Annotated in this window: 20 protein-coding genes and 1 pseudogene; 11 read left to right on the top strand and 10 right to left on the bottom strand. The window is 73.9% G+C overall.

Going from position 1 to position 21,979, the window contains the following annotated elements; genetic code table 11:
- Positions 1–365 precede the first annotated feature (365 nt).
- A complete protein-coding gene (locus EAO77_RS33550) occupies positions 366–1,088 on the top strand; it encodes a lysophospholipid acyltransferase family protein (protein ID WP_147992107.1) in 723 nt (240 codons plus the stop codon).
- A gap of 185 nt (positions 1,089–1,273) precedes the next feature.
- Here the strand turns inward: EAO77_RS33550 and EAO77_RS33555 are convergent, their stop codons facing one another.
- The 4 genes from EAO77_RS33555 to EAO77_RS33570 all read right to left on the bottom strand — a co-directional run bounded on the left by EAO77_RS33555 (position 1,274) and on the right by EAO77_RS33570 (position 5,257).
- Entirely contained in the window at positions 1,274–1,873 is a 600-nt protein-coding gene (locus tag EAO77_RS33555) for a transglutaminase-like domain-containing protein (protein WP_147992108.1), read from the bottom strand.
- Between the two features lie 107 nt (positions 1,874–1,980).
- Positions 1,981–3,042 carry a threonine aldolase family protein gene (locus EAO77_RS33560; protein ID WP_187283533.1) on the bottom strand — a complete coding sequence of 354 codons (1,062 nt, stop codon included), beginning with the start codon at positions 3,040–3,042 and terminating at the stop codon, positions 1,981–1,983.
- Positions 3,039–3,794, bottom strand: coding sequence for an SDR family oxidoreductase (locus EAO77_RS33565; protein ID WP_147992110.1), 756 nt, complete (start codon positions 3,792–3,794; stop codon positions 3,039–3,041). Before EAO77_RS33565 ends, EAO77_RS33560 begins: the two co-directional genes overlap by 4 nt.
- Positions 3,795–3,817: 23 nt before the next feature.
- Positions 3,818–5,257, bottom strand: coding sequence for a DUF6421 family protein (locus EAO77_RS33570; RefSeq protein WP_147992111.1), 1,440 nt, complete (start codon positions 5,255–5,257; stop codon positions 3,818–3,820).
- A 407-nt stretch (positions 5,258–5,664) separates the two neighbouring features.
- Here EAO77_RS33570 and EAO77_RS33575 point away from each other — a divergent pair, with 407 nt between their 5' ends.
- Positions 5,665–6,315: a glycerophosphodiester phosphodiesterase gene (locus tag EAO77_RS33575; protein WP_147992124.1), complete on the top strand. Its 651-nt coding sequence runs from the start codon at positions 5,665–5,667 to the stop codon at positions 6,313–6,315.
- 106 nt (positions 6,316–6,421) lie between these two features.
- Here EAO77_RS33575 and EAO77_RS33580 read toward each other — a convergent pair whose 3' ends face one another.
- Positions 6,422–6,985 carry a GNAT family N-acetyltransferase gene (locus tag EAO77_RS33580; RefSeq protein WP_147992112.1) on the bottom strand — a complete coding sequence of 188 codons (564 nt, stop codon included), beginning with the start codon at positions 6,983–6,985 and terminating at the stop codon, positions 6,422–6,424.
- Between the two features lie 215 nt (positions 6,986–7,200).
- Between EAO77_RS33580 and EAO77_RS33585 the strand changes: the two genes are divergently transcribed.
- From EAO77_RS33585 to EAO77_RS33600, 4 genes are all read left to right on the top strand, one after another.
- The gene (locus EAO77_RS33585) at positions 7,201–7,782 is read left to right on the top strand and encodes a DUF5134 domain-containing protein (protein WP_261994265.1); all 582 of its coding nucleotides are present in this window, start codon (positions 7,201–7,203) and stop codon (positions 7,780–7,782) included.
- Between the two features lie 81 nt (positions 7,783–7,863).
- On the top strand, positions 7,864–8,799 hold the full coding sequence (locus EAO77_RS33590; protein ID WP_147992113.1) for a M56 family metallopeptidase: 936 nt from the start codon (positions 7,864–7,866) through the stop codon (positions 8,797–8,799).
- 193 nt (positions 8,800–8,992) lie between these two features.
- Positions 8,993–9,703 (top strand): phosphatase PAP2 family protein, encoded by a 711-nt coding sequence (locus tag EAO77_RS33595; RefSeq protein ID WP_147992114.1) that lies wholly within the window; start codon positions 8,993–8,995, stop codon positions 9,701–9,703.
- Positions 9,704–9,893: 190 nt separating this feature from the next.
- The gene (locus tag EAO77_RS33600) at positions 9,894–10,565 is read left to right on the top strand and encodes a TetR/AcrR family transcriptional regulator (protein WP_147992115.1); all 672 of its coding nucleotides are present in this window, start codon (positions 9,894–9,896) and stop codon (positions 10,563–10,565) included.
- Here the strand turns inward: EAO77_RS33600 and EAO77_RS33605 are convergent.
- On the bottom strand, positions 10,523–12,052 hold the full coding sequence (locus tag EAO77_RS33605; RefSeq protein ID WP_147992116.1) for an LVIVD repeat-containing protein: 1,530 nt from the start codon (positions 12,050–12,052) through the stop codon (positions 10,523–10,525). The two genes, EAO77_RS33600 and EAO77_RS33605, sit on opposite strands and share 43 nt — an antisense overlap.
- A 158-nt stretch (positions 12,053–12,210) precedes the next feature.
- Between EAO77_RS33605 and EAO77_RS33610 the strand changes: the two genes are divergently transcribed.
- Positions 12,211–12,891, top strand: a complete 681-nt coding sequence (locus EAO77_RS33610) for a DUF305 domain-containing protein (RefSeq protein WP_410088748.1) — start codon at positions 12,211–12,213, stop codon at positions 12,889–12,891.
- Positions 12,892–12,978: 87 nt separating this feature from the next.
- Here the strand turns inward: EAO77_RS33610 and EAO77_RS33615 are convergent, their stop codons facing one another.
- Positions 12,979–13,329: an ArsR/SmtB family transcription factor gene (locus EAO77_RS33615; RefSeq protein ID WP_147992117.1), complete on the bottom strand. Its 351-nt coding sequence runs from the start codon at positions 13,327–13,329 to the stop codon at positions 12,979–12,981.
- A gap of 204 nt (positions 13,330–13,533) precedes the next feature.
- On the opposite strand from EAO77_RS33615, the gene EAO77_RS33620 reads away from it, so the two are divergent.
- Positions 13,534–14,613, top strand: a complete 1,080-nt coding sequence (locus tag EAO77_RS33620) for an NADH:flavin oxidoreductase/NADH oxidase (protein ID WP_147992118.1) — start codon at positions 13,534–13,536, stop codon at positions 14,611–14,613.
- Between the two features lie 266 nt (positions 14,614–14,879).
- The gene (locus EAO77_RS33625) at positions 14,880–15,965 is read left to right on the top strand and encodes a WD40/YVTN/BNR-like repeat-containing protein (RefSeq protein WP_147992119.1); all 1,086 of its coding nucleotides are present in this window, start codon (positions 14,880–14,882) and stop codon (positions 15,963–15,965) included.
- Between the two features lie 115 nt (positions 15,966–16,080).
- On the opposite strand, the gene EAO77_RS33630 is transcribed toward EAO77_RS33625, so the two are convergent.
- Positions 16,081–16,758 carry a uracil-DNA glycosylase gene (locus tag EAO77_RS33630; RefSeq protein WP_147992120.1) on the bottom strand — a complete coding sequence of 226 codons (678 nt, stop codon included), beginning with the start codon at positions 16,756–16,758 and terminating at the stop codon, positions 16,081–16,083.
- Positions 16,759–16,958: 200 nt separating this feature from the next.
- On the opposite strand from EAO77_RS33630, the gene EAO77_RS33635 reads away from it, so the two are divergent.
- Entirely contained in the window at positions 16,959–18,008 is a 1,050-nt protein-coding gene (locus tag EAO77_RS33635) for an N-acetylglucosamine kinase (RefSeq protein ID WP_410088749.1), read from the top strand.
- 58 nt (positions 18,009–18,066) lie between these two features.
- On the top strand, positions 18,067–18,984 hold the full coding sequence (locus tag EAO77_RS33640) for a sirohydrochlorin chelatase (RefSeq protein ID WP_147992122.1): 918 nt from the start codon (positions 18,067–18,069) through the stop codon (positions 18,982–18,984).
- A gap of 746 nt (positions 18,985–19,730) precedes the next feature.
- Here the strand turns inward: EAO77_RS33640 and EAO77_RS33645 are convergent.
- Positions 19,731–20,774 carry a lactonase family protein gene (locus EAO77_RS33645; protein WP_147992123.1) on the bottom strand — a complete coding sequence of 348 codons (1,044 nt, stop codon included), beginning with the start codon at positions 20,772–20,774 and terminating at the stop codon, positions 19,731–19,733.
- Between the two features lie 130 nt (positions 20,775–20,904).
- Positions 20,905–21,960, bottom strand: a pseudogene (locus EAO77_RS33650) (FUSC family protein); the annotation flags it as partial.
- Positions 21,961–21,979: the final 19 nt, after the last annotated feature.

The raw sequence follows: 21,979 nt of genomic DNA on the forward strand, positions 1-21,979 counted from the left end.
CGGTGGAGAACTGGACGAGGGTCGCGCGGGCGCCGAGTTCCGCGCCCAGGTCACCGGCGCCGAGCGCCCCCTCCGCTGCCGTGTCGCGCACCTGCGGAACTCCTTCGTCTTCGTCGTACGTTGTCCCCGTGTCCAGCGCTCCGCGGGACCGGTGGATTCCCGCCGGGCGGCGGGGGGTGCGCGCCGGTGTCCGCCGCCGGTGACGCCCCGACGGCGGAACGTGACGAGAATCTCGCCCACGGACCGCGCCAGGGCTGGTCAGCACGCCACACATGGGGCACGATCGCCCCGATGCCGAAAACCTACGGCTGCGTAACTTTCACCGGGAGAACCCTCCCCGGGCACGACGAAAGGGTCCTCCCCAGATGGCAGAGCTCGTCTATCGGCCGGTCATCGGCGCCGCACTCACGATGTTCAAGGCGCTGGACCTGAAGATCGACACCCAGGGCTCCGAGAACATCCCCCGCTCGGGTGGCGCGGTCCTCGTCAGCAACCACATCAGCTACCTCGACTTCATCTTCACCGGGCTCGCCGCACTGCCGCAGAAGCGCCTGGTCCGCTTCATGGCGAAGGACTCGGTCTTCCGCCACAAGGTCTCCGGCCCCCTGATGCGCGGCATGAAGCACATCCCGGTGGACCGGAAGCAGGGCGAGGACGCCTACAAGCACGCGCTGGAGTCGCTGCGCTCGGGCGAGATCGTGGGCGTCTTCCCGGAGGCGACCATCTCGCAGTCGTTCACGCTGAAGTCGTTCAAGTCCGGTGCCGCCCGCCTCGCGCAGGAGGCCGGGGTGCCGCTGATCCCGATGGCCCTGTGGGGTACGCAGCGCGTGTGGACGAAGGGCCGGCCGCGCAACTTCAAGCGCTCCCACATCCCGGTGACGATACGGGTCGGCGAGCCGCTCGAGGCCCCCACCGACCAGTACGCGGGTGCGATCACCCGGCGGCTGCGCGAGCGGGTGCAGGAGCTGCTCGAAGCGGCGCAGCGCGCCTACCCGGTGCGCCCCCGGGACGCCGACGACACCTGGTGGGTGCCCGCCCACCTCGGGGGTACGGCGCCGACTCCGGCCGAGGTCCGCGAGAACCGCTGACCCCCTTCGCCGTGCGCGGCCCGGGTCGCGGGACGACCGGCCCGCGCCCCACCACGCGCGGCCGGGTCCGCGGGAGCCGCTGACCCGCGCCTTGGCGCTCGCGGTTGGCGCCGGTCCTCCCCCGGCGCGGGCCGTCGCCCTGGTCCGGGAGGGCCGGGGCGCCTGCCGGGCACGCGGCCGCCGGGTCAGAAGTCCGTGGGCAGGGTGCGCCAGAGGGTCTGCCGGTCCGGGGCGGCCCGGAGCGCCGCGAGCACCTCGGGGTGCGGTGCGTCGAAGAGCACCGGGCAGTCCGCCTCGCCGAGCTCCTCCCGCACGCGCCAGGCCAGTTGCTCCGCGTCGAGGGAGAACCGGGCGTCGATCCCCGGGATGTTGCCCCGCGCGTCCTGACGGTCCCAGCGCGCCCGGCCCGGCAGCCGGACCGCGACGAGGCCGTGGACCAGGGGCGCCGAGCCGTCGTCCTCGGTGAGGCGCTGGTAGCAGAGCGCGGTGGGGATGCCCTCGGCGCGCAGCAGCGCGGCCAGGGCGTGGGACTTGGCGTGGCAGATGCCGTGCCCCTGCTCCAGGACGTCGGAGGCCCGCCAGGTGACCCGCTGCTCGCCGATGTCGGCGGAGTGCGCGATGCGGTCGCGGATGTGTACGTAGGCAGCCTCGGCGTATGCGTATGCATCGCCGGATTCGGCACGCAGCCCGGCCGCGGTGCTCCGCACCAGCGGGTGGCCGTGGTCGACGGCTTCACTCTCCGCTGTATAGGCGGAGAGCGCGGGGGTTGCCTGGATCAGTTCCATGGCGCCCGAGCGTACGAACGCGGCCGACCGGGCGTCAATCGAATTCCGGTCGGCCGCATTCTTATGCACTTTGTCGTGGCGCCTCGCCGCTCGGCGCCCGGAGGGCGTCAGCGCGCCATCTCCTCCTTGAGCGCCTGGACGAAGGCGTCGACGTCGTCCTCGGCGGTGTCGAAGGAGCACATCCACCGGACGTCGCCGGCGGCCTCGTCCCAGAAGTAGAAGCGGAAGCGCTCCTGCAGCCGCCGGGTCACGTCGTGCGGCAGGCGCGCGAAGACGGCGTTGGCCTGCACGGGGTGGAGGATCTCCACCCCGTCGACCCCGCGCACGCCCTCGGCGAGGCGCTGCGCCATCGCGTTGGAGTGGCGGGCGTTGCGCAGCCAGAGGTCCTTGGCGAGCAGCGCCTCGAACTGCACGGAGACGAAGCGCATCTTGGACGCGAGCTGCATCGACAGCTTGCGCAGATGCTTCATGTGGCTGACGGCGTCCGGGTTGAGCACCACGACCGCCTCGCCGAAGAGCATGCCGTTCTTGGTGCCGCCGAAGGAGATCACGTCGACGCCGGCCGCGTTGGTGAAGGCGCGCATCGGCACGTCCAGCGAGGCGGCCGCGTTGGCTATCCGGGCGCCGTCGAGGTGCACCTTCATGCCGTGGCCGTGGGCGTGGGCGACGATCGCCCGGATCTCGTCCACCGTGTAGACGGTGCCGAGCTCGGTGTTCTGGGTGATCGAGACGACCTGGGGCATCGCGCGGTGCTCGTCGTCCCAGCCGTACGCCTGCCGGTCGATCAGCTCGGGGGTGAGCTTGCCGTCCGGTGTCGGCACGGTGAGCAGCTTCAGGCCGCCCATCCGCTCCGGGGCGCCGCCCTCGTCGACGTTGATGTGCGCGGACTCCGCGCAGATCACCGCGCCCCAGCGGTCGGTGAGGGCCTGCAGCGCGGTCACGTTGGCCCCGGTGCCGTTGAAGACCGGGAACGCCTCGGCACCCGAGCCGAAGTGGCTGTGCATGATCCGCTGGAGGTGGTCCGTGTACTCGTCCTCCCCGTAGGCGACCTGGTGGCCGCCGTTGGCGAGGGCGAGCGCGGCGAGGATCTCGGGGTGGGCTCCCGCGTAGTTGTCGCTGGCGAAGCCGCGCACGGTCGGGTCGTGATGACGCCGGGCGTCGGTCGTCACGGTGCGGGGGTCAGCCACAGACGCTGTCCATTCACTTCCTGGGCGGGCCGGTCCCAGACGCCGGCGATGGCGTCCGCCAGCTCCGTCACGTCCGTGAAGCCCGCGAACTTCGCATTCGGGCGCTCGGCGCGCATCGCGTCGTGCACCAGTGCCTTGACCACAAGGATGGCAGCCGATGCCGACGGGCCGCTCTCGCCCCCCGCCTTGCGGAAGGAGTCGGCCAGCGCGAGCGTCCACGCCTCGGCGGCGGCCTTCGCGGCGGAGTAGGCGGCGTTGCCCGCCGTGGGCTTGCTCGCGCCCGCCGCGCTGATCAGCACGTAGCGTCCGCGGTCGCTGCGCAGCAGGGCGTCGTGGAAGGCGAGCGAGGTGTTCTGGACGGTGCGGATCAGCAGCTTCTCGAGCAGGGCCCAGTCGGCCGGGTCGGTCGCGGTGAAGCCGGAGCTTCCGCGCCAGCCGCCGACGAGGTGGACGACGCCGTCGATCCTGCCGAACTCTTTCTCGGTCTTGGCCGCCCACTCGCGGGTGGCGTTCAGGTCGAGCAGGTCCACCGTGTCGCCGGTGACGGTCGCGCCGCCGTGGGCGTAGCGGGCCGCGTCCACGGCCTCGGCGAGCCGCTCGGCGTCGGCGTCGGAGGCGACGACGGTCGCGCCGGCCTCGGCCAGCCTCAGCAGCGCGGCCCGGCCGGCGGGCCCGGCCGCGCCGGCCACCGCGACGACCGCACCTTCGAGTGCCCCGCTCGTGTCGCTGTTCATGGTCGCCTCCTGGGTCGTCGAGCTCACGCGGCAGCTCCGGCGGCCTGCCCGGTGCCGGTACCGGTGGCACCGGCACCCCCGGGAGCCGAAGCGGCGGTGATGCCCCTGGTCGAGGCGATCACGGTCTTCAGCTTCTTGGCAAGCGCCTCATAGAACATGCTGAGCGGAAACTCGTCGGGGAGCACGTCGTCCACCAGCTTGCGCGGCGGCAGCGACAGGTCCAGGGCGTCGGGGCCCTTGGCCCAGCGGGAGCCGGGGTGCGGGGCGAGGTAGGTGGAGACCAGCTCGTACGCGGCGAACCAGTGGACGAGCTTGGGGCGGTCGATGCCGTCGCGGTAGAGCGTCTCGATCTCGGCGCACAGCTGGTTGGTGACCTGCGGGGCCCGGTCCCAGTCGATCTTGAGCGTGTTGTCGGTCCAGCGGACGACGTCGTGCTTGTGCAGGTAGGCGAAGAGCAGCTGGCCGCCGAGTCCGTCGTAGTTGCGTACGCGGTCGCCGGTCACCGGGAAGCGGAACATCCGGTCGAAGAGCACGGCGTACTGGACGTCGCGGCCGTGCCGGTTGCCCTCGGCCTCCAGCTTCACGGCCTCCTTGAAGGCGGTGAGGTCGCAGCGCAGCTCCTCCAGGCCGTACATCCAGAACGGCTGGCGCTGCTTGATCATGAACGGGTCGAAGGGCAGGTCGCCGTGGCTGTGCGTGCGGTCGTGGACCATGTCCCACAGCACGAACGCCTGCTCGCAGCGCTTCTGGTCGCCGATCATCTCGCGTATGTCGTCCGGCAGCTCCAGGCCGAGTATCCGGACGGACTCCTCGGTGACGGCGCGGAATCGTGCGGCCTCGCGGTCGCAGAAGATGCCGCCCCAGGTGAAGCGCTCGGGGGCCTCGCGCACGGCGATGGTCTCCGGGAAGAGGACGGCGGAGTTGGTGTCGTAGCCCGCGGTGAAGTCCTCGAAGGTGATGCCGCAGAAGAGCGGGTTGTCGTAGCGGGTGCGCTCCAGCTCCGCGAGCCACTCGGGCCAGACCATCCGCAGCACCACGGCCTCGAAGTTGCGGTCCGGGTTGCCGTTCTGCGTGTACATCGGGAAGACGACGAGGTGCTGGAGGCCGTCCGCGCGGCCGGCGGCCGGGTGGAAGGCGAGCAGCGAGTCGAGGAAGTCGGGCACGGCGAAGCCGCCGGCGGCCCAGGCGCGCAGGTCCGCGACGAGCGCGCGGTGGTAGGCCGCGTCGTGCGGCAGGAGCGGGGAGAGGTCCTCGACCGCGGCGGCCACGCGGGCCACGGCCTGCTCGGCGGTCGCCCTGGTGGGCGCGCCCTCGGCGTCGAAGTCGATCGAGCCGTCGGCGGACTGCCAGGGGCGGATCTCCTCGACGGCGTTCTTGAGCACCGGCCAGCTCGGGTGGTCGACCACCCGGCCGGTGCCGGTCGTACCCCCGGCAGTCACGTCCTGCACAAGAATTTCCGTCATGTCACTTCCTTCACGGGAGAACCTCGCGTCAAGACACCGTATCCATGGGGTGTTCTCCTGGACAAGGGGAACCAGGGAAATTATCCTGCCGGACCCCCCATGAGACAGAAGTATTTGCGGCATCTCACGGTTTGCGCGGGCGCTTCAGGGGAAAGTCACCCGCTTCGGCCGCCGGGGCGGATGGCGTCCGCGGCGCACCGCAGGCCGCTCCCGACACTCGTGCCGCACCTGCCCTGCGCGGGCGGAGGAACACCTTCCGGACACCCCGCGCGGGAACGGTTCCGTCCCGGGGACCGGCCGTTAGGCTGCGTCCGAGCCGCGCGGTCGGGCGGGTCCATCGCGCGGGAGCCGCCGTCGACGGAAGCGAGAAGACCTTGACTTTCCTCACCATCGGTCACCGCGGGGTCATGGGCGTCGAGCCGGAGAACACCCTGCGCTCCTTCGTCCGGGCCGAGCAGTGCGGCATGGACGCCATCGAGCTCGATCTGCACCTGACCAAGGACGGCGCGCTGGCCGTCATGCACGACGCCGAGGTGGACCGCACCACCGACGGGAACGGCGCGGTGGCCGACAAGACGCTCGCCGAGCTGCGTCAGCTCGACGCCGGCGCGGGCGAGCGCGTACCCGTCCTGGACGAGGTGCTGGACGCCGTGGACGCCCCGCTGCAGGCGGAGATCAAGGACGTGGCCGCCGCCCACGCGCTGGCGGAGGTGATGCGGCGGCGCGACCTCGTGCCGCGGGTGGAGGTGTCCTCCTTCCACGACGACGCGATCGCGGAGATCGCGGCCCTGGTCCCCGGAGTGCGCACCGTGCTGATCGCGAGCCGCTGGGGAGCGGACGTGGTCGACCGGGCGAAGGCCGTGGGCGCGGCGGCGCTGGCGCTGAACATCCGCCGGCTGACGCTGGAGACCGTCGAGCACGCGCACGGCGAGGGCCTGCGGGTCATCGGCTGGGTGGTGAACACCCAGGAGCAGCTGCGGCTGGCGCGCGCCCTGGAGCTCGACGGCGCCACGACCGACTTCCCCGAGATCCGCCGGACCGGCCGCTTCACCGCCTGACCGGCGGACGGCGGCGCGGTGGCCGCGGGGCCCCCGGACACCGCCGCCCGACCCGCGGACGGCGGCGCGCGGCCGGCGGAGGAGAACGGGGCGCCCGGCCGTGCGGTCAGCCGTGCGGGCGGTCGAGTTCCTTCACCAGCAGCTCGAAGGCGAGGTCGTCGCGCTGCGGGATCCCGAACCGCTCGTCGCCGTACGGGAACGGGCTGAGCGTGCCCGTACGGCGGTAGCCCCGGCGCTCGTACCAGGCGATCAGCTCCTCCCGGACGGTGATCACCGTCATGTGCATCTCGCGCACGCCCCAGCTTCGGGCCGCGAGGCGCTCCGCCTCGGCCATCACGGTGCGGCCGAGCCCCTCGCCCTGGAGTCCCGGCCGGACGGCGAACATGCCGAAGTACGCGGCGTCGCCCCGGTGCTCCAGCTGGCAGCAGGCGACGAGCACCCCGTCGCGCTCCGCGACCAGCAGACGGCTGCCGGGCGTGGTGATGACCTCGCTCACGCCCTCGGCGTCGGTGCGCCGCCCGTCGAGGATGTCCGCCTCGGTCGTCCAGCCGGCCCGGCTCGACTCCCCCCGGTACGCCGACTCGATGAGCGCGACGAGTGCGGGGACGTCGGCCGGCACGGCGTCGCGATAGGTGATCTCGCCGTGTACCGGGGAGGTGGCGGTGTCCATGGACGGCTCCGTTCCTGCTGGGTGCCGGCGGCACGGTGGTCTGCGGACGAGCGTAACGCCCGTGCCGGCAGGGGCCGTCGGCCGCCCCGGGCGGTGCGCGCCCGCTCGCGCTCCCCCCGTACGCCTGTGCGCTCGCGTACGCGGTCACCGGGCGGGCATCGCTTCCCTGGTGGGCGCCGGACGCCCGTCCGGTACACGGTCGAAGGGGGAGACGCGTGCACCATCCGACGGTGCCCGGCTGGCTGCTGATGATGTCGTGCCTGGCGACGGGCGCGTACTGCCTCCTCCGGATGCGCAGATGCCGCGGCGCGGCGCGCGAGGCGGCCGGGGGCGAGGCGCTGATGGGTTTCGGCATGGCCGCGATGGCGGTGCCGGCCGCGGTGCTCACCCTGCCGTCGTGGCACTGGGCGGTGTACGCGGCCGTGTTCGGCGCGGCCGGGGCACGTGCGCTGTGGACACTGCGCGGCGGCGGCCACCACCACCCCCTGCATCATCTGGTGAGCTGTCTGGCGATGGTGTACATGGCCGCCGCCATGAGCGGCCCGTCCGCCGCCGGACACACCGCGCACCTGTCCGGCGCCCCGGCGGGGCCACCCCTGCTGACGGCCGCCCTGCTCCTCTACTTCGCCGGCTACGCCCTGTACGCCGGGACCCGTCTGGTGCCCGTGCGCGCGACCGGCGCGGAGGCCGCGGCGGTGGTCCCCGCGGCGGCCGGATGGGGCGGCGGGCCGGAAGTGGCCGTCGCCTGCCGGCTTTCCATGTCCCTGGCGATGCTGGCGATGCTGCTCCCGCTGTGAGACCGGGGCGGCGGAGTGGTGTGCGTCACTTGCGCCGCAAGCCCGTACCCATGGGTAGCCCGCACTTCTAGGCTGGAGTCCATGATGGTCTCGCTCGCGCTGCTGCTGCTCGGCGCCGTGGCCGCCGTCGCCGCTCCGCGGCTGATGATGCGCGGCGACTGGGCGGAGCGCGAGCCCGTGGTCGCCCTCTGGGTCTGGCAGTGCGTGGTGGCGGCCGTGCTGCTCTCGTTCGCCCTGTCGATGGTCTTCAGCGCCGCCGCCGCGTGGCAGCTGGTGCGGGGCCATGTGTTCGCCCCCGCGCCGCACGGTGTCGTCGAGGCGTACGCGCTCGGGGCGACCGGTCCCTGGTCGGCCGCGCTCGCCGTCGTCCTGGCCTGCGGGGGCCTGTGGACGGGCGCCATGCTCACCCGCGAGATCCTGCGGTCCGGCGCCCGCCGCCGGGCACGGCGGCGGGAGCTGCTGGTGCGCTCCCCGCTGCTGCCCGGCGAGGAGCCCGGCGACGCGCCCCTCGTCGTGCTCGAGGGCGAGCGTCCCGACGCCTGGTGGCTGCCCGGAGCGGCCCCGCAGCTGGTCGTCACCACGGCCGCGCTGCGCCGGCTCAAGGGCCGCCAGCTGGACGCCGTGCTCGCCCWCGAGCAGGGGCACGCCGACGCCCGCCACGACTGGCTGCTGCACTGCTCCTCGGCGCTGGCGGGCGGATTCCCGCAGATCCCGGTGTTCGCCGCCTTCCGGGACGAGATGCACCGGCTGGTCGAGCTCGCCGCCGACGACGTGGCCTCCCGCCGCTTCGGCCGGCTGACCATCGCCCTCGCGCTCGTCGGACTCAACGAGGAGAACGGCGCCTTCGGCCCGTGCCCCCCTCCCGGGGGGCAGGTGCCCCAGCGGGTGAACCGGCTGCTGAGCCCGGTGCCCCGGTTCACCGCGGGCCGTCGGCTGAGGGTCACCGCGGCGGCCGCGCTGGTGCCCGTCGTCCCGCTGTTCGTCGCCTTCGTGCCGGCGCTGCACGCGCTGCGCTGACGGGCTCGCCACGGCCCGGCGCCCCGCGACGCCCGGCGCGTCCCGCCGCCCGGCGCCGGGGCGGATGACCGGCGCGCGTCGATGGAGTGACTTCCGGGCGACGGGCAAGGATCAGGACATGTCCTCCCCCGATCCCCATGCATCACCCGGGCACCCCGGCTCCCCCTGCCCACCCAGGGCTCCCGATTCCGTCATGGACGGCGGCGGAAGCGGGCGGACGGGTGCGGCCGCGCTCACCGGCTCGGTCCTGCTGGCCGCTGCCGGGCTGCTCACCGTGCTGGTCACCACCGCGTGGGAGCCGCTGCTCGCGTTCGACCGCTCGGTCACCGAGGCCCTGCACCGCTCGGCGGTGAGCGAGCCGGTGGCCACCCGGGCGAACCGGATCATGACGGACTGGGTGTGGGACCCCTGGACGATGAGGCTGCTGGCCGCGGCCGTCACCGTCTGGCTCTGGCGGCGCGGCGACCGGCTGCTCGCCGTGTGGGTGGCCGGTGCCAGTGCTCTGGGGGCCGCCCTCCAGCAGTCGCTCAAGGCACTGGTCGGCCGCGAGCGTCCCCAGTGGCCCGACCCCGTCGACACGGCCCACTACGCGGCCTTCCCGTCGGGACACGCCATGACGGCGGCGCTGACCTGCGGGCTCGTCCTGTGGCTGCTGCACCGCGCGTGCGTGGGAGGGCGCGGCCGGGTGTGGGCGGTGGCGCTCGCGGTGGTCAGCGTGGCGGGGGTGGGCTTCACCCGTGTGTATCTGGGCGTGCACTGGCCGACCGACGTGCTGGGCGGCTGGCTCCTGGGGGCGGCGGTCGTGGCGGTGGCGGCGGCCTCGTACGAGCGCCGCCTGCTGGCCCGGCGGACGAAGGAGGCGGCGGACGGGCGGGCCGTGGCGCCCACGGGGACCGGCGGCTGACGCGGCCGTCGCGGGACCCCGGGGGCGACGGCGCACACTGGGAGGGGAAGCTCTCGGTGAGTGCCGCCCGGACCGGGCGATCCCCCGCGTCGCCCGGTCCGGGTGGCAGTCCCCGCCGACCGGCCCTGCGGCAGGTCGACGGGACGCGCTGAGTATATTGGCTCCAAGCCAGTCAACGCAGGAGTCCAGCATGTCCCCGCGGAGCGCAGAGGTCAATGAAGAGCTTCGGAGGCGATCTCGTGAACGGCTGCTCCAGGCGACCGTGGAGCTGGTCGACGAGCGCGGATACGAGGCGACGACCCTCGGCGACATCGCCGACCGGGCGGGCTCCGCACGGGGTCTGATCTCGTACTACTTCCCGGGCAAGCGACATCTTCTGCAGTCGGCCGTCCACCGGCTGATGCACCGCACGCTCGCCGAGGCGCTGGAGCGCGAGCCGTGCACGGACGACGGACGGGAACGGCTGGCCCGGGCGATCGACGCCGTCCTGGGCCTCGCGGCCGACCATCCGGTGCTGATGCGCACGCACATGGCGGGCATCCTCCAGGCCGACGGCTTCGTGCAGTGCCCGGAGCAGCAGCGGCTCGCGGCCCTGCTGCGCGACACCGTCGAGCGGTACGGGGCGGTCGACGTGGACACCGAGTACCCGCTGCTGCGGGCCCTGCTCATGGGGGCGGTGTTCGCGGTGCTGCTGCCGGGCGCGCCGATGCCCCGCGCGCGGCTGCGCGCGGAGCTGTTCCAGCGGTACGGGCTGGACTGGGAGCTCGGAGCCCCGCCGGGGGCGCATGCGCCCGGCGGGGCCCCTGAGGCCGTACCGGGTCAGTCGTCCCAGTGGCCCCAGCCGTGTGACCTGTCGAAGTAGTCGGGCTGCGTCTGGACGTTCAGCTCGTCCATCCGCACCCGCTCACCCGGGTCGGTGCGCCGGTCGTCGATCTTCAGGACGTCGAAGCCCTTGGCCATGTCGTTCGAGTAGATGTAGCCGTTGTAGTAGTACGCGGACCACGAGCCTCCCGTGACATTGGTGGTGGCGCTGAGCGGGCCGCGCTCGAAGTAGCCGATCTCCTTCGGCCGTGCCGAGTCGGTGAAGTCCCACACCGAGACGCCGCCCTGGTACCAGGCCTGGACCATGATGTCGCGGCCCTTGACCGGGATCAGCGAGCCGTTGTGGGCGACGCAGTTCTCGGTGGCCGCCTGGTGGCGGTCGATCTTGTAGTAGCTGCGGAAGACCAGCTTGCGCTTGTCGCCCTTGCCCTTGATGTCGTAGATGCCGTCGGCACCGCGGTTCGGGCCCACCTCCGCGTTGCAGGTGGCACCGCCGCCGCCGCCGAGCTCGTCGGTGAAGACGACCTTGTCGGCCCTCTGGTTGAAGGTGGCCGAGTGCCAGAACGCGAAGTTGACGTTGTCCTGGACGCGGTCGATGACCTTCGGGTGCTCCGGGTCCTCGATGTCGAAGAGGATGCCGTCACCCATGCAGGCGCCGGCGGCCAGGTCCTTCGACGGGAGCACGGTGATGTCGTGGCAGCCCGTGGTCTTGGAGACGCCCGGGTTGGTGGGCGCGCCCGGGTTGCCGCCCCCGTCGGGGCCCTCGCCCGGGAACAGCACCGGGAAGTTCACCACGGCGGCCTTCTGCGGGGCCTTGCGCGGCACCTTGATGACGGAGATCCCGTCGTGCGGCGGCTGGCAGTCGGGGAAGGCGGCGTTGGGCGAGTACGAGGAGACGTACACATAAACGTTCCTGCGCTCGGGCACGAGCGTGTGGGTGTGGGAACCGCACGCGGTCTCGACGGCGGCGACGTACTTGGGGTTGCGGACGTCGCTGATGTCGAAGATCTTCATGCCCTCCCACGACGACTTCTCGCTGGCGGGCTGCGACGTGCTGTTGCAGGAGTCGTCGCTGCGCGAGGAGTCGGTGGACAGGAAGAGCAGGTCGCCCGAGACGCTGATGTCGTTCTGCGAGCCGGGGCACAGGACCTGCGCCACGGTCTTCGGCGACCGCGGGTTGCGGATGTCGTAGATCGTGAAGCCGTCGTAGTTGCCGGCGAAGGCGTAGCGGCCCTGGAACGCCAGGTCCGAGTTGGTCCCCTTGAGGGCGTCCTTGGGGAGATTGGTGATGTGCTCGATGTTGTCGCTGTGGACGACCTCGTCCACGCCCGGAATGTCACCGCTCTCGATCGCCAGCCGGGTCTCGGCCGCGACGCTCGACGCGACCTTGCCCTCGGCGGGCGGATCGCCCGGGTCGGGGATGGCCGCCGCCGGCCCCGCCGTCAGGAGCGTGGCCAGCAGTCCGGCCGCGGCCGCTGCCACGCCCAACTGTCTGCGCCGTGCACGGGTGGTGTGCAACAGGGTCACTGCATCCTCCCTTGTCCCGTTCGTTGTCGAACGGTTCGTTGACCCCCGGCAGTATGTGTCCTTGCATGCACATCTCAACAGATGGAAACGCAGCCGTAATGAATTTTTTTGCTCGACACTCCTTACCTCCGAGCAAGTACGCTCCTCGCACACCACAAGTGGCTCAGGAGGTCGCCGTGTTCAAGCCCCGCAGGATCCGACGCGCCCGCACGCGGTTCGCGATGGCCGCGGCCGTCTGTGCCGGCCTGGTCCTCACGGCGTGCGACTCCGGGCCGGACCCGCAGGCGGCGGCGAAGGGCGACGGACCGTCAGTGGTGGCCCCCGGCAGGCCCGGTGAGCCGGCCAGGACCCTGTCGGCCGAGGAGGCCGCGAAGGAACTGCCCGACGACAGCCCCAACTCCGCGGACCACGGCTACGTCGAGATGATGATCGTCCATCACCAGCAGGCGCTGGAGATGACGTCACTGGCCCCCGAGCGGGCCGGCTCGGACTCGGTGAAGAAGCTCGCCGAACGCATCGCGGCCGCGCAGAAGCCGGAGGTGAACGCGATGAAGGGCTGGCAGGAGACCCAGGGCGCGAAGGCCGGCTCCGGCGGGCACGGCCACGACCACGGCTCGATGCCCGGGATGGCCACGGCCGCCCAGCTGACCCAGCTGCGGAACGCGAAGGGTGCCGCGTTCGACGAGCTGTTCCTGAAGCTCATGATCACGCACCACCAGGGCGCGGTCACCATGGCCTCGGAGGTGCTCACCGAGGGCAACAACGTCCTCGTCGAGGAGATGGCCAACGACGTGATCGCCCAGCAGACCAGCGAGATCGGCCGGATGCGCGACATGTGAGGACGGCCGGGCGGCGCCCGGCCACAGCGAGCCCGCCTTCCCCGGAGGGGAGGCGGGCGTTCGTATGCGAGGGCCCCGGCCCGGTGCTCAGACGCCGCCCAGGCGGTCCGCCTCGCTGCCGGCGGCGGTGAGCACCACGTCCAGCAGGCCGGGGAAGAGGGCTTCCAGCTCGTCGCGGCGCAGCCCGTTCATCTTGGCCGTGCCGCGGTACACCTGCCGGATCACGCCGCTCTCGCGGAGCACCCGGAAGTGGTGGGTGGTGGTGGACTTGGTGACCGGCAGGTCGAAGTCGGAGCAGGAGAGCTCGTGGGGCACCGCCGCCAGCTCCCGCACCACCTTCATGCGCATCGGGTCGGCGAGGGCGTGCAGCACACCTTCCAGCCGGATCTCGTCCCGCGCGGGGTGATCGAGCACTCGGGCGCTGGTCACGGTGGTCACGTCGGCGGCTCCGCTCTTCCGGTCGTCCGGGTCCGGCGACCCGGCTCCATTGTACGAACGTCCTCGTAGTTTGACATCCACCGTACTACGATGCGTATCGTACGACTCGGCCGGTCCGCCCCGGGCGGGCCGCCGCCCGCCGGGCACGCGTCGCCGCGCCCGGATCCCGTGCCCAGAACCGGACGAACCCGAACGGAGCCCGCCGTGAGCGCGTTGTTCGAGCCCTTCACCCTGCGGTCCCTGACCATCCCGAACCGCGTCTGGATGGCCCCGATGTGCCAGTACAGCGCCGAGACGTCCGGCCCCGGCGCCGGAGTGGCGGGCGACTGGCACTTCGCCCACTACGCCGCCCGCGCCACCGGCGGCACCGGACTCGTCCTCCTGGAGGCGACCGCCGTCGCCCCGGAGGGCCGGATCAGCCCCGCCGACCTGGGCATCTGGAACGACGCCCAGGCCGACGCCCTGCGCCGCATCACCGGCTTCCTCAGGAGCCAGGGCACCGTGGCCGGCATCCAGCTCGCCCACGCCGGACGCAAGGCATCCACCGACCGCCCCTGGAAGGGCGGCACGCCGGTGGGCCCCGACGCGGACGGATGGCAGCCCGTCGGCCCGAGCCCGGTCCCCTTCGCCGAGGGGCACCCCGTCCCCGACGAGCTCACCCGCGAGGAGATCGGGGCGGTCGTCGGGCAGTTCGCCGACGCCGCACGCCGCGCCCTGGCGGCCGGCTTCCAGGTCGCGGAGGTGCACGGTGCGCACGGCTACCTGATCGGCGAGTTCCTCTCCCCCCACAGCAACCGCCGGACCGACGAGTACGGCGGCTCCTTCGAGAACCGCACCCGCTTCGCGCTCGAGGTCGTGGACGCCGTGCGCGCCGTCTGGCCCGCCGAACTGCCGCTGTTCTTCCGGATCTCGGCCACCGACTGGCTGGACGAGGGCGGCTGGACGGTGGACGACACCGTCCGCCTCGCCGCGGTGCTGAAGGAGCACGGAGTCGATCTGCTGGACGTCTCCAGCGGCGGCAACGCCGCCGGGGTGCGCATCCCGACCGGCCCCGGCTACCAGGTGCCGTTCGCCGCGCGCGTCAGGGCGGAGACGGGTCTCCCGGTGGCCGCGGTCGGGCTGATCACCGACGCGGCGCAGGCCGAGAAGATCCTCGCCAACGGCGAGGCGGACGCCGTGCTCCTCGGCCGTGAGCTGCTCCGCAACCCCTCCTGGGCACGGCAGGCGGCCAGGACCCTCGGCGGCGAGGTGGGCGTGCCGCCGCAGTACGCGCGCGCGGTCTGAGCACAACCCCGGCCCGGCGTGGCTCCGAGTACGGCCCGGTGACCGGGCTGCGCCTGGCAGCCACGCCGGGTGACCGGCGCCGGCAGCCGGTCCCGGAAACACGGCCGGTGACCGGCTGCCGGGCGGCGACCGATGAGTTCCGCCGCCGGCGCCGGTCACCCCTTCCGTCGCCGGGCCGGCGCGCACACCGCAGCACAGGACGTTGTCCGTGGTCAGGTGCAGACTGGCCCGTATCCGAGACAACGGCGTCCTGGAAGGATCCGGTCATGACGGAAGTACTGCTCACCGTGGGTACACGCAAGGGGCTCTTCATCGGCCGCAGAAGCGGCGGATCATGGGAGTTCGACGGCCCCCACTTCGCCGCGCAGGCCGTGTACTCGATCGGCATCGACACCCGCGGGGACGTGCCCCGGCTGCTGGTGGGCGGGGACAGCGCGCACTGGGGGCCGTCCGTCTTCCACTCCGACGACCTCGGCACGACCTGGGTCGAACCGGACCGCCCCGCCGTGAAGTTCCCCAAGGAGACCGGGGCCTCGCTGGAGCGGGTGTGGCAGCTGCACCCGGCCTCCGCAGCCGAACCGCACGTGGTCTACGCGGGCACGGAGCCGGCCGCGCTGTTCCGTTCCGAGGACCGCGGCGAGAGCTTCGACCTGGTCAGGCCGCTGTGGGAGCACCCGACCCGTTCCCAGTGGGTGCCCGGGGGCGGCGGTGAGGCCGTGCACACGGTGGTGACCGACGCACGCGACACCGCGGCGGTGACGGTGGCCGTGTCGACCGCCGGCGTCTTCCGCTCCCAGGACGGCGGGGCCAGCTGGGCCCCGTCCAACACGGGGGTCTCCGCGGTCTTCCTGCCGGACCCGCAGCCGGAGTTCGGCCAGTGCGTGCACAAGATCGCCCAGGACGCGGCCGACCCCGACCGGCTGTACCTGCAGAACCACTGGGGCGTCTACCGCAGCGACGACGCCGGTGAGACCTGGACCGACATCGGCGCGGGGCTCCCCTCCGACTTCGGCTTCGCCGTGGTGGCCCACCCCCACCGCGCGGACACCGCCTACGTCTTCCCGATCACCGCCGACTCGGACCGTGTCCCGGCCGGCCGGCGGTGCCGCGTCTTCCGCACCCGGGACGCCGGCGACAGCTGGGAGGCGCTCAGCACGGGCCTGCCGCAGGGCGACCACTTCGGCACGGTGCTGCGGGACGCCATGTGCACCGACGGCGCCGACCCGGCCGGGATCTACTTCGGCAACCGCAACGGCGAGGTGTACGCGAGCGCGGACGACGGCGACACCTGGCGGCAGCTCGCCTCCCACCTCCCGGACGTGCTGTGCGTGCGAGCGGCCGTGCTGGGCTGACGGGGACGCCCCTGCACGTTCCGGCGGCGCCCGTCCCCCGCCCGGGGACGGGCGGCGAAGCCGTGCCCGCCGGGGCGCGCGAGCGGTCCGGACGGGGCGTCAGCGGTGCCTCGCGTCAGGGCAGTTGCCAGTCGACCGGCTGCGCTCCGAGGCGCATCAGGTGGTCGTTGGCCCGGCTGAAGGGACGGGAACCGAAGAATCCGCGGTCCGCCGACATGGGCGAGGGGTGCGCCGACTCGATCGCGGGCAGATCGCCCAGCAGCGGGCGCAGGTTGCGCGCGTCGCGCCCCCACAGCACCGAGACCAGCGGCTTGCCCCGCGCGGCCAGGGCGCGGATCGCCTGCTCCGTCACGTCCTCCCAGCCCTTGCCGCGGTGCGCGGCCGGCTTGCCGGGGGCGGTGGTGAGCGCCCTGTTGAGCAGGAGCACGCCCTGCCGGGTCCACGGCGTCAGATCGCCGTTGGAGGGGCGCGGCAGACCGAGGTCCGTGTTGAGCTCCCGGAAGATGTTCTCCAGGCTGCCCGGCAGACGCCGCACCTCGGGCGCCACGGCGAAGCTCAGGCCGATCGCCATCCCCGGTGTGGGGTAGGGATCCTGACCGACTATCAGGACCCGCACCTCGTCGAACGGCTGCTGGAACGCACGCAGGACGTTCGCTCCCGCCGGGAGATACGTACGGCCCGCCGCGATCTCCGCGCGCAGGAAGTCCCCCATCGCCGCGATGCGTCCGGCGACCGGACCCAATGCCTCGGCCCAGCCGGGCTCCACCAGTTCATTCAACGGTCGTGCTGCCACAGCGCGTCACCCTACCGGCCCACACGGGCCCCGGTCGATCGAGCCGATCATGGAAGACCCGGGGCGCGGCGGAAGATCACGACGGTTCCGCACCGGCGCACCGGGCGCTAGGCTTCCGGCCGTCGTCCCCTTCTTCTCCACCGGAGCCGGTCCATGAGGTCGCGCAGGCGTTCGTCCGAGAGCGGCGGTGCGCCGTGCCCGTGGTGACCGGTCCGCTCGTCCTCGGCGTCGACTCGGGCGGCTCCGGGCTGCGGGTCGCCCTCGCGGACGCGGCCGCACCCGGCAGCGCCGAGACGCTGGCCGGACGGCAGCCGGTCAGGACCGGTCCGGACGGGATCGACGCCGGGCACATGCGGGAACTGCTGCTCCCGATGGCGCGCACCCTGCTGGAGCGTTCGGGCCACGGCGGCGGGGACACGGTGTCCGCCGTGGTGATCGGAGCCGCGGGCATGGCCACCCTCGGGGACGGACTGCGCGCCGTACTGCCCCGGGCGCTGGCGTCCGCACTGGGCGCGCGCACCGTCGGCCTGGCGGCCGACGCCGTCACCGCGTACGCCGGCGCGCTCGGCCAGTCGCCCGGAGCGGTGGTCGCCGCAGGGACCGGAATGATCGCGCTGGGCACCGACCTCACGGGCTGGCGGCGTGCCGACGGCTGGGGGCATCTTCTGGGCGACTGCGGCTCGGGGGCGTGGATCGGGCGGGCCGGCCTGGAGGCGGCGCTGCGCGCGCACGACGGACGGCGCGGCGGGTCGCTGCCGCTGCTGGAGCGGTCGACGGCCGTCCTCGGGCCGCCGCATGACCTGCCGGCGCTGCTGTATCCCCGGACGGACCGCCCCGCCGTGCTGGCCGCGTTCGCCCCGGAGGTCGCCGCCTGCGCGGGGCGGGACCCGGTGGCCGCCGGCATCCTGACGCGCGCGGCGGAGGCGATCGCCGAGTCGGCCGCCGCCGTCTGTCCCCCGGCCACAGCGGCGCCGGAGGGCTGCCGGGTGTCCCTCACGGGTGGTCTGTTCCGGATCGGCGACCCCCTGCTGGTGCCGCTGCGGGCGGAGTTGGCGCGCCTCGCTCCCCATGCGGCCCAGGCGCCCGCGTCGGGCGACCCGCTGGCCGGTGCGCTGCTGCTGGCCGGTGCGCTGGCCACGGACTCGCTGCGGCTGCCGACGCATCCGACGATGCTCCACGTATACGACGGATCGGGGCGGAGCATCCCTACCACTCATGGCGGACAACCGCGGAGCAACACGGGCATATGACGCGCGACTGACCCCTCCCCGAACAGCCGCGGCGGCAAAACCAGTAGCATGCGGCGCCATGAGCTCCCCCACTGGGCCCGCACCCGGCCTGCCAGTACGAATGCCGCGCCCCCGTCAGTCCGGGCGACACCGCCGCCCGGAACCGGTGGCCGCTCCCGAGGGCGCACCCGCCCTCGTGCTCGCCGTGCCCGGCGCTCCCGCGCCCACCATGCGCGGTCTGGCCGAAGAGGTCATAAGCATCGCCCGGTCCGAGCTGCCCGGCCTGGAGGTCGGCATCGGTTACGTCGAGGGCGACGACGCCGAATACCCCACACTCGCGTCCGTGGTCGCGGGCGTCGCGGCCCAGCGGACCGAGCGCTACGAGATCGCTCGCGCCGCCGGCCGCGAGGTGGCCGAGCCGCAGGGCCCCGCCGCCGTCGTGGTCCCGCTGCTGGTGGGCCCGGACAACGCGCAGATGCGCCGGATCCGGCAGGGCGTCATGGACAGCGGCGCCGTCGCGGAGCTGACCGACGTCCTCGGTCCGCACCCGCTGCTCGCCGAGGCCGTGCACGTGCGCCTGTCGGAGGCGGGCCTCGCCCGCGCCGACCGTGCGCGCCTGTTCACGGTGGCCACCGCCGCCGACGGCATCATCCTGGCGACCGTGGGCGGCGAGGAGGCCGTGCAGGCCGCCGGGATCACCGGCATGCTGCTCGCCGCGCGTCTCGCCGTCCCCGTGATGGCCGCCGCGCTCGACGAGGAGGGCTCCGTCGCCGCGATCGCCGAGCAGCTGCGCGGCTCCGGCTCGGTGCAGCTGGCGCTCGCCCCGTACCTGGTCGGTCCGGAGCTGCCCGAGGGCCTGCTCGACTCGGCCGCCAAGGACGCGGGGTGCGCCACGGCCGAGGCACTGGGCGCCTACCCGGCGATCGGCAAGCTCGTGCTGTCGCAGTACGCGACGGCGCTGGGCATCACCCAGCCGCAGGGCACGCAGCAGCGCTGACACGCCACCGCAAGGCCCCGGGCAGCCGGCCGATCCCGGCCGCCGATGCCCGGGGCCTGCGGCATGCCCCGCGCGCGGGGCTCGCGCCCGGCCGCTCCGGGGTGCCGTGGCACGGCCCCGTCTCCGAGCAACGCACGGAGGTCCCCGGGGCGGCGCCCCGCGGGCAGACACGTCAGCGCCGCATGGGGATCCCCGGGCCGGCCCCGTCCGCGCCCGGCGCAGAAGAGCACGCCCCCGGGCGGTGCCCCCGGCCACGGCCCGCACCGCGGCCACGACCGGCGAGTCCTCCGGGCCCGGCCCCCTCCCCGGAACGCGCGGCCCGGGGGTCCGCGGCCTCGCGCACGCCGGGCCATGGGCCCGGCGCCCGCGCCCGGCGCGCAAAGACGTGGCCACAGGGCGTACGGGGGCCCGGACCAGGCCCGATCCGGGGAGCGACGCCGCACGCCCCGGGCAGAACCCCGCACCTGCCGGGCCCGCGGCCCGCCTGCGCTCCGGGCCGTGAACCCGGCCCGCCCGGCGCGCGAGAACACGGCAGCAGGCCGCCCCGGGACCGCGGCCACGCCCCCCGAAGCCCGGGCCCGATCCGGGGAGCGACGCCGCACGCCCGCGTGCGGTGTGGGCCGGCACATCCACACGCCCGCCCCGGGGCCGCAACCCCGGCGCATGCGGGCACGCGCACGCCCGGCCCCGCCCCTGAGCGACGCCCCGGGACGCCGCTCACGCGCCGGACAGGGGCGCCCTCGCCGTCAGGCGAAGAGGACGCAGGAGACGGCCGGGACGGGGAGGGAACCCCCGCGGTGCGGGAGGCCCGTGGCGGGGTCGAGGTCGAACCAGGTGACGTCGCCGGAGCGCTCGTTCGCCACGTAGAGCCTGCGGCCCCCCGGGTCGAGCACGAGATCGCGGGGCCAGTGGCCGCCGCACGGCACGGTGGCGACGAGTTCGCCCTTCTCGAAGCCCTCGTCCAGTTCCAGCACGGCGATGGTGTCCTGACCCCGCACCGCCACCCAGAGCCGCCGGCCGTCGGGCGAGACGGCGAGCTCGGAGGGGTAGGCGAGGCCTTCGGCGCCCTCCGCCACGAGCGGGATCTCGGCCACCGGTTCCAGCTCGCCCGTGGCCGCGTCCCAGCGGCACAGGGTGACGGCGGGGTCCAGCTCGCCGAGGACGCAGACGTGGCGGCCGCCCGGGTGGAAGACCAGATGGCGCGGGCCGCTCCCGGGCCGCAGCGCGGTCTCCCGGTGGACCCGGAGTTCGCCGGAGACCGGGTCCAGGGCGCACACCCGCACCGAGTCGGTGCCGAGGTCGACGCCGAGCACCCACCGTCCCGACGGGTCGGGCAGCACCTGGTGGGCGTGGGGCTCCCGCTGGCGGTCCCGGTCGGGGCCCTCGCCGGTGTGCCGCAGCAGGAACGGCGTCCCCCGGGGCGCCCCGTCCGGCCCCAGGCCGAGGACGCTGACGCTGCCGGAGCCGTAGTTGGCGGTCAGGAGCCGGCCCTGCGCCAGGGCGAGGTGCGTGGGCCCGTCCCCCGCGACGGGCACGGGCGGCCCGATCGGGCGGAGCCCCGGTCCAGCGGTGTCGAAGGCGGCGACGGCTCCGTCCGAGGTCTCCGAGACGGCGTAGAGCACGGTCCCGCCGGCTCCGGCCGCGAGGTACGACGGGTCCGCGACGGCGTCGCTCCCCCCGGCCTCGGTCAGCGCGCCGGTCGCCGCGTCCACCTCGGCGACGACTATCCCCCGGCCGCCGGCCGATGTGAACGACCCGATGAAGGCACGGTCCGCCCTGCTGTCACCCACAGCGTTCTCCCCTCCGCGCCCCGGCACGCCCGTGCCCTCGCGCGCTCCCGACGGTAGCAGCCAGGTCTAGACCAAGAATGATCACTGGCGCACCGCTTGCGCCCCGCCGCAGGCTACCCGGGGGAGAAGGTCAGGCGGCGGGGACGAGAGGCGACCGCGGGGAGGTGCGGACGGGGGCGGCGAGCTCGACGAGGGCCCGCTCCAGGTCGTGGAGGTGGCGCAGGGCGGCCTCGGCTCCCGGGTGGTGCTGCGGGGCGGGGCCGAAGTCCATGGCGCGGCGGGCGGTGGAGCACGGCGGCACCAGCGCGTGGACCGCGGTCTCGACCCTCCGGCAGGCGGCGGTCAGCCGGGCGTCGTGGGAGGCCTGCGGGTCGGCGGCGACGGCGGAGAGCCCCTTGATCTCGCGGGCGCACACGTCGAGCAGCTCCATGACCTGACGGGCCCTGGCCCGGCGGGCGCGCAGCGGGCTCAGGGGGTGCACCAGCGGCGCGAGCGAGAGGCGCACGCGGCCGAGCAGCGTCTCCAGTTCGGCGACGAGCGGCGCGGGGTCGGCCTGCTCGTCGCCCCCGAGCCGGCGGGCGGCCTCGGCGGTGCAGCGGTGCACGCACTCGACGGCCCGGCGGATCCAGGCGTCGGTCGCCGCGTGCGTGGTGACGGGCAGAAGGGCGACGCCGAGCGCGGCGGCCGCCGCGCCGACGGCGGTCTCCTCCAGCCGCAGCACCAGCAGCCCCGGGTGCAGGACGCCGAGGAGCCCGTAGAGCAGGCCGGCCATGACGGTGACGAAGAACATCATCCAGCTGTAGGACGGCGCTGCGGTGTAGAAGATACCGAAGACGCAGACGGCGACCAGGGCTGCGGTGGGGAGTGCCTGCCCGGCCACCGGGACCGCGACGAGCAGCCCGGCCGCGATGCCGGTGACGGTGCCCACCACCCGGCGGAAACCGCGGACGAGCGTCTCGCCGCGCGACGCGGTGTTGACGAAGATCCACCACGCGGTGCCGACGGCCCAGTACCACCGGTCGCCCGAGACCAGCTGCCCGGCCGCGAGGGCCACCGCGCACGCCACCGTGGCCTGGAACGCCTGGCGGGTGGTGGGCCGGGCAGGCACTCCCCACCGCAGCCCTGGTCGCCGTCTGCGTCTTCGGTATCTTCTACACCGCAGCGCCGTCCTACAGCTGGATGATGTTCTTCGTCACCGTCATGGC

Source organism: Streptomyces sp. T39 (genome assembly GCF_008042045.1).
In the GTDB taxonomy this organism is placed as follows: Bacteria; Actinomycetota; Actinomycetes; order Streptomycetales; family Streptomycetaceae; genus Streptomyces.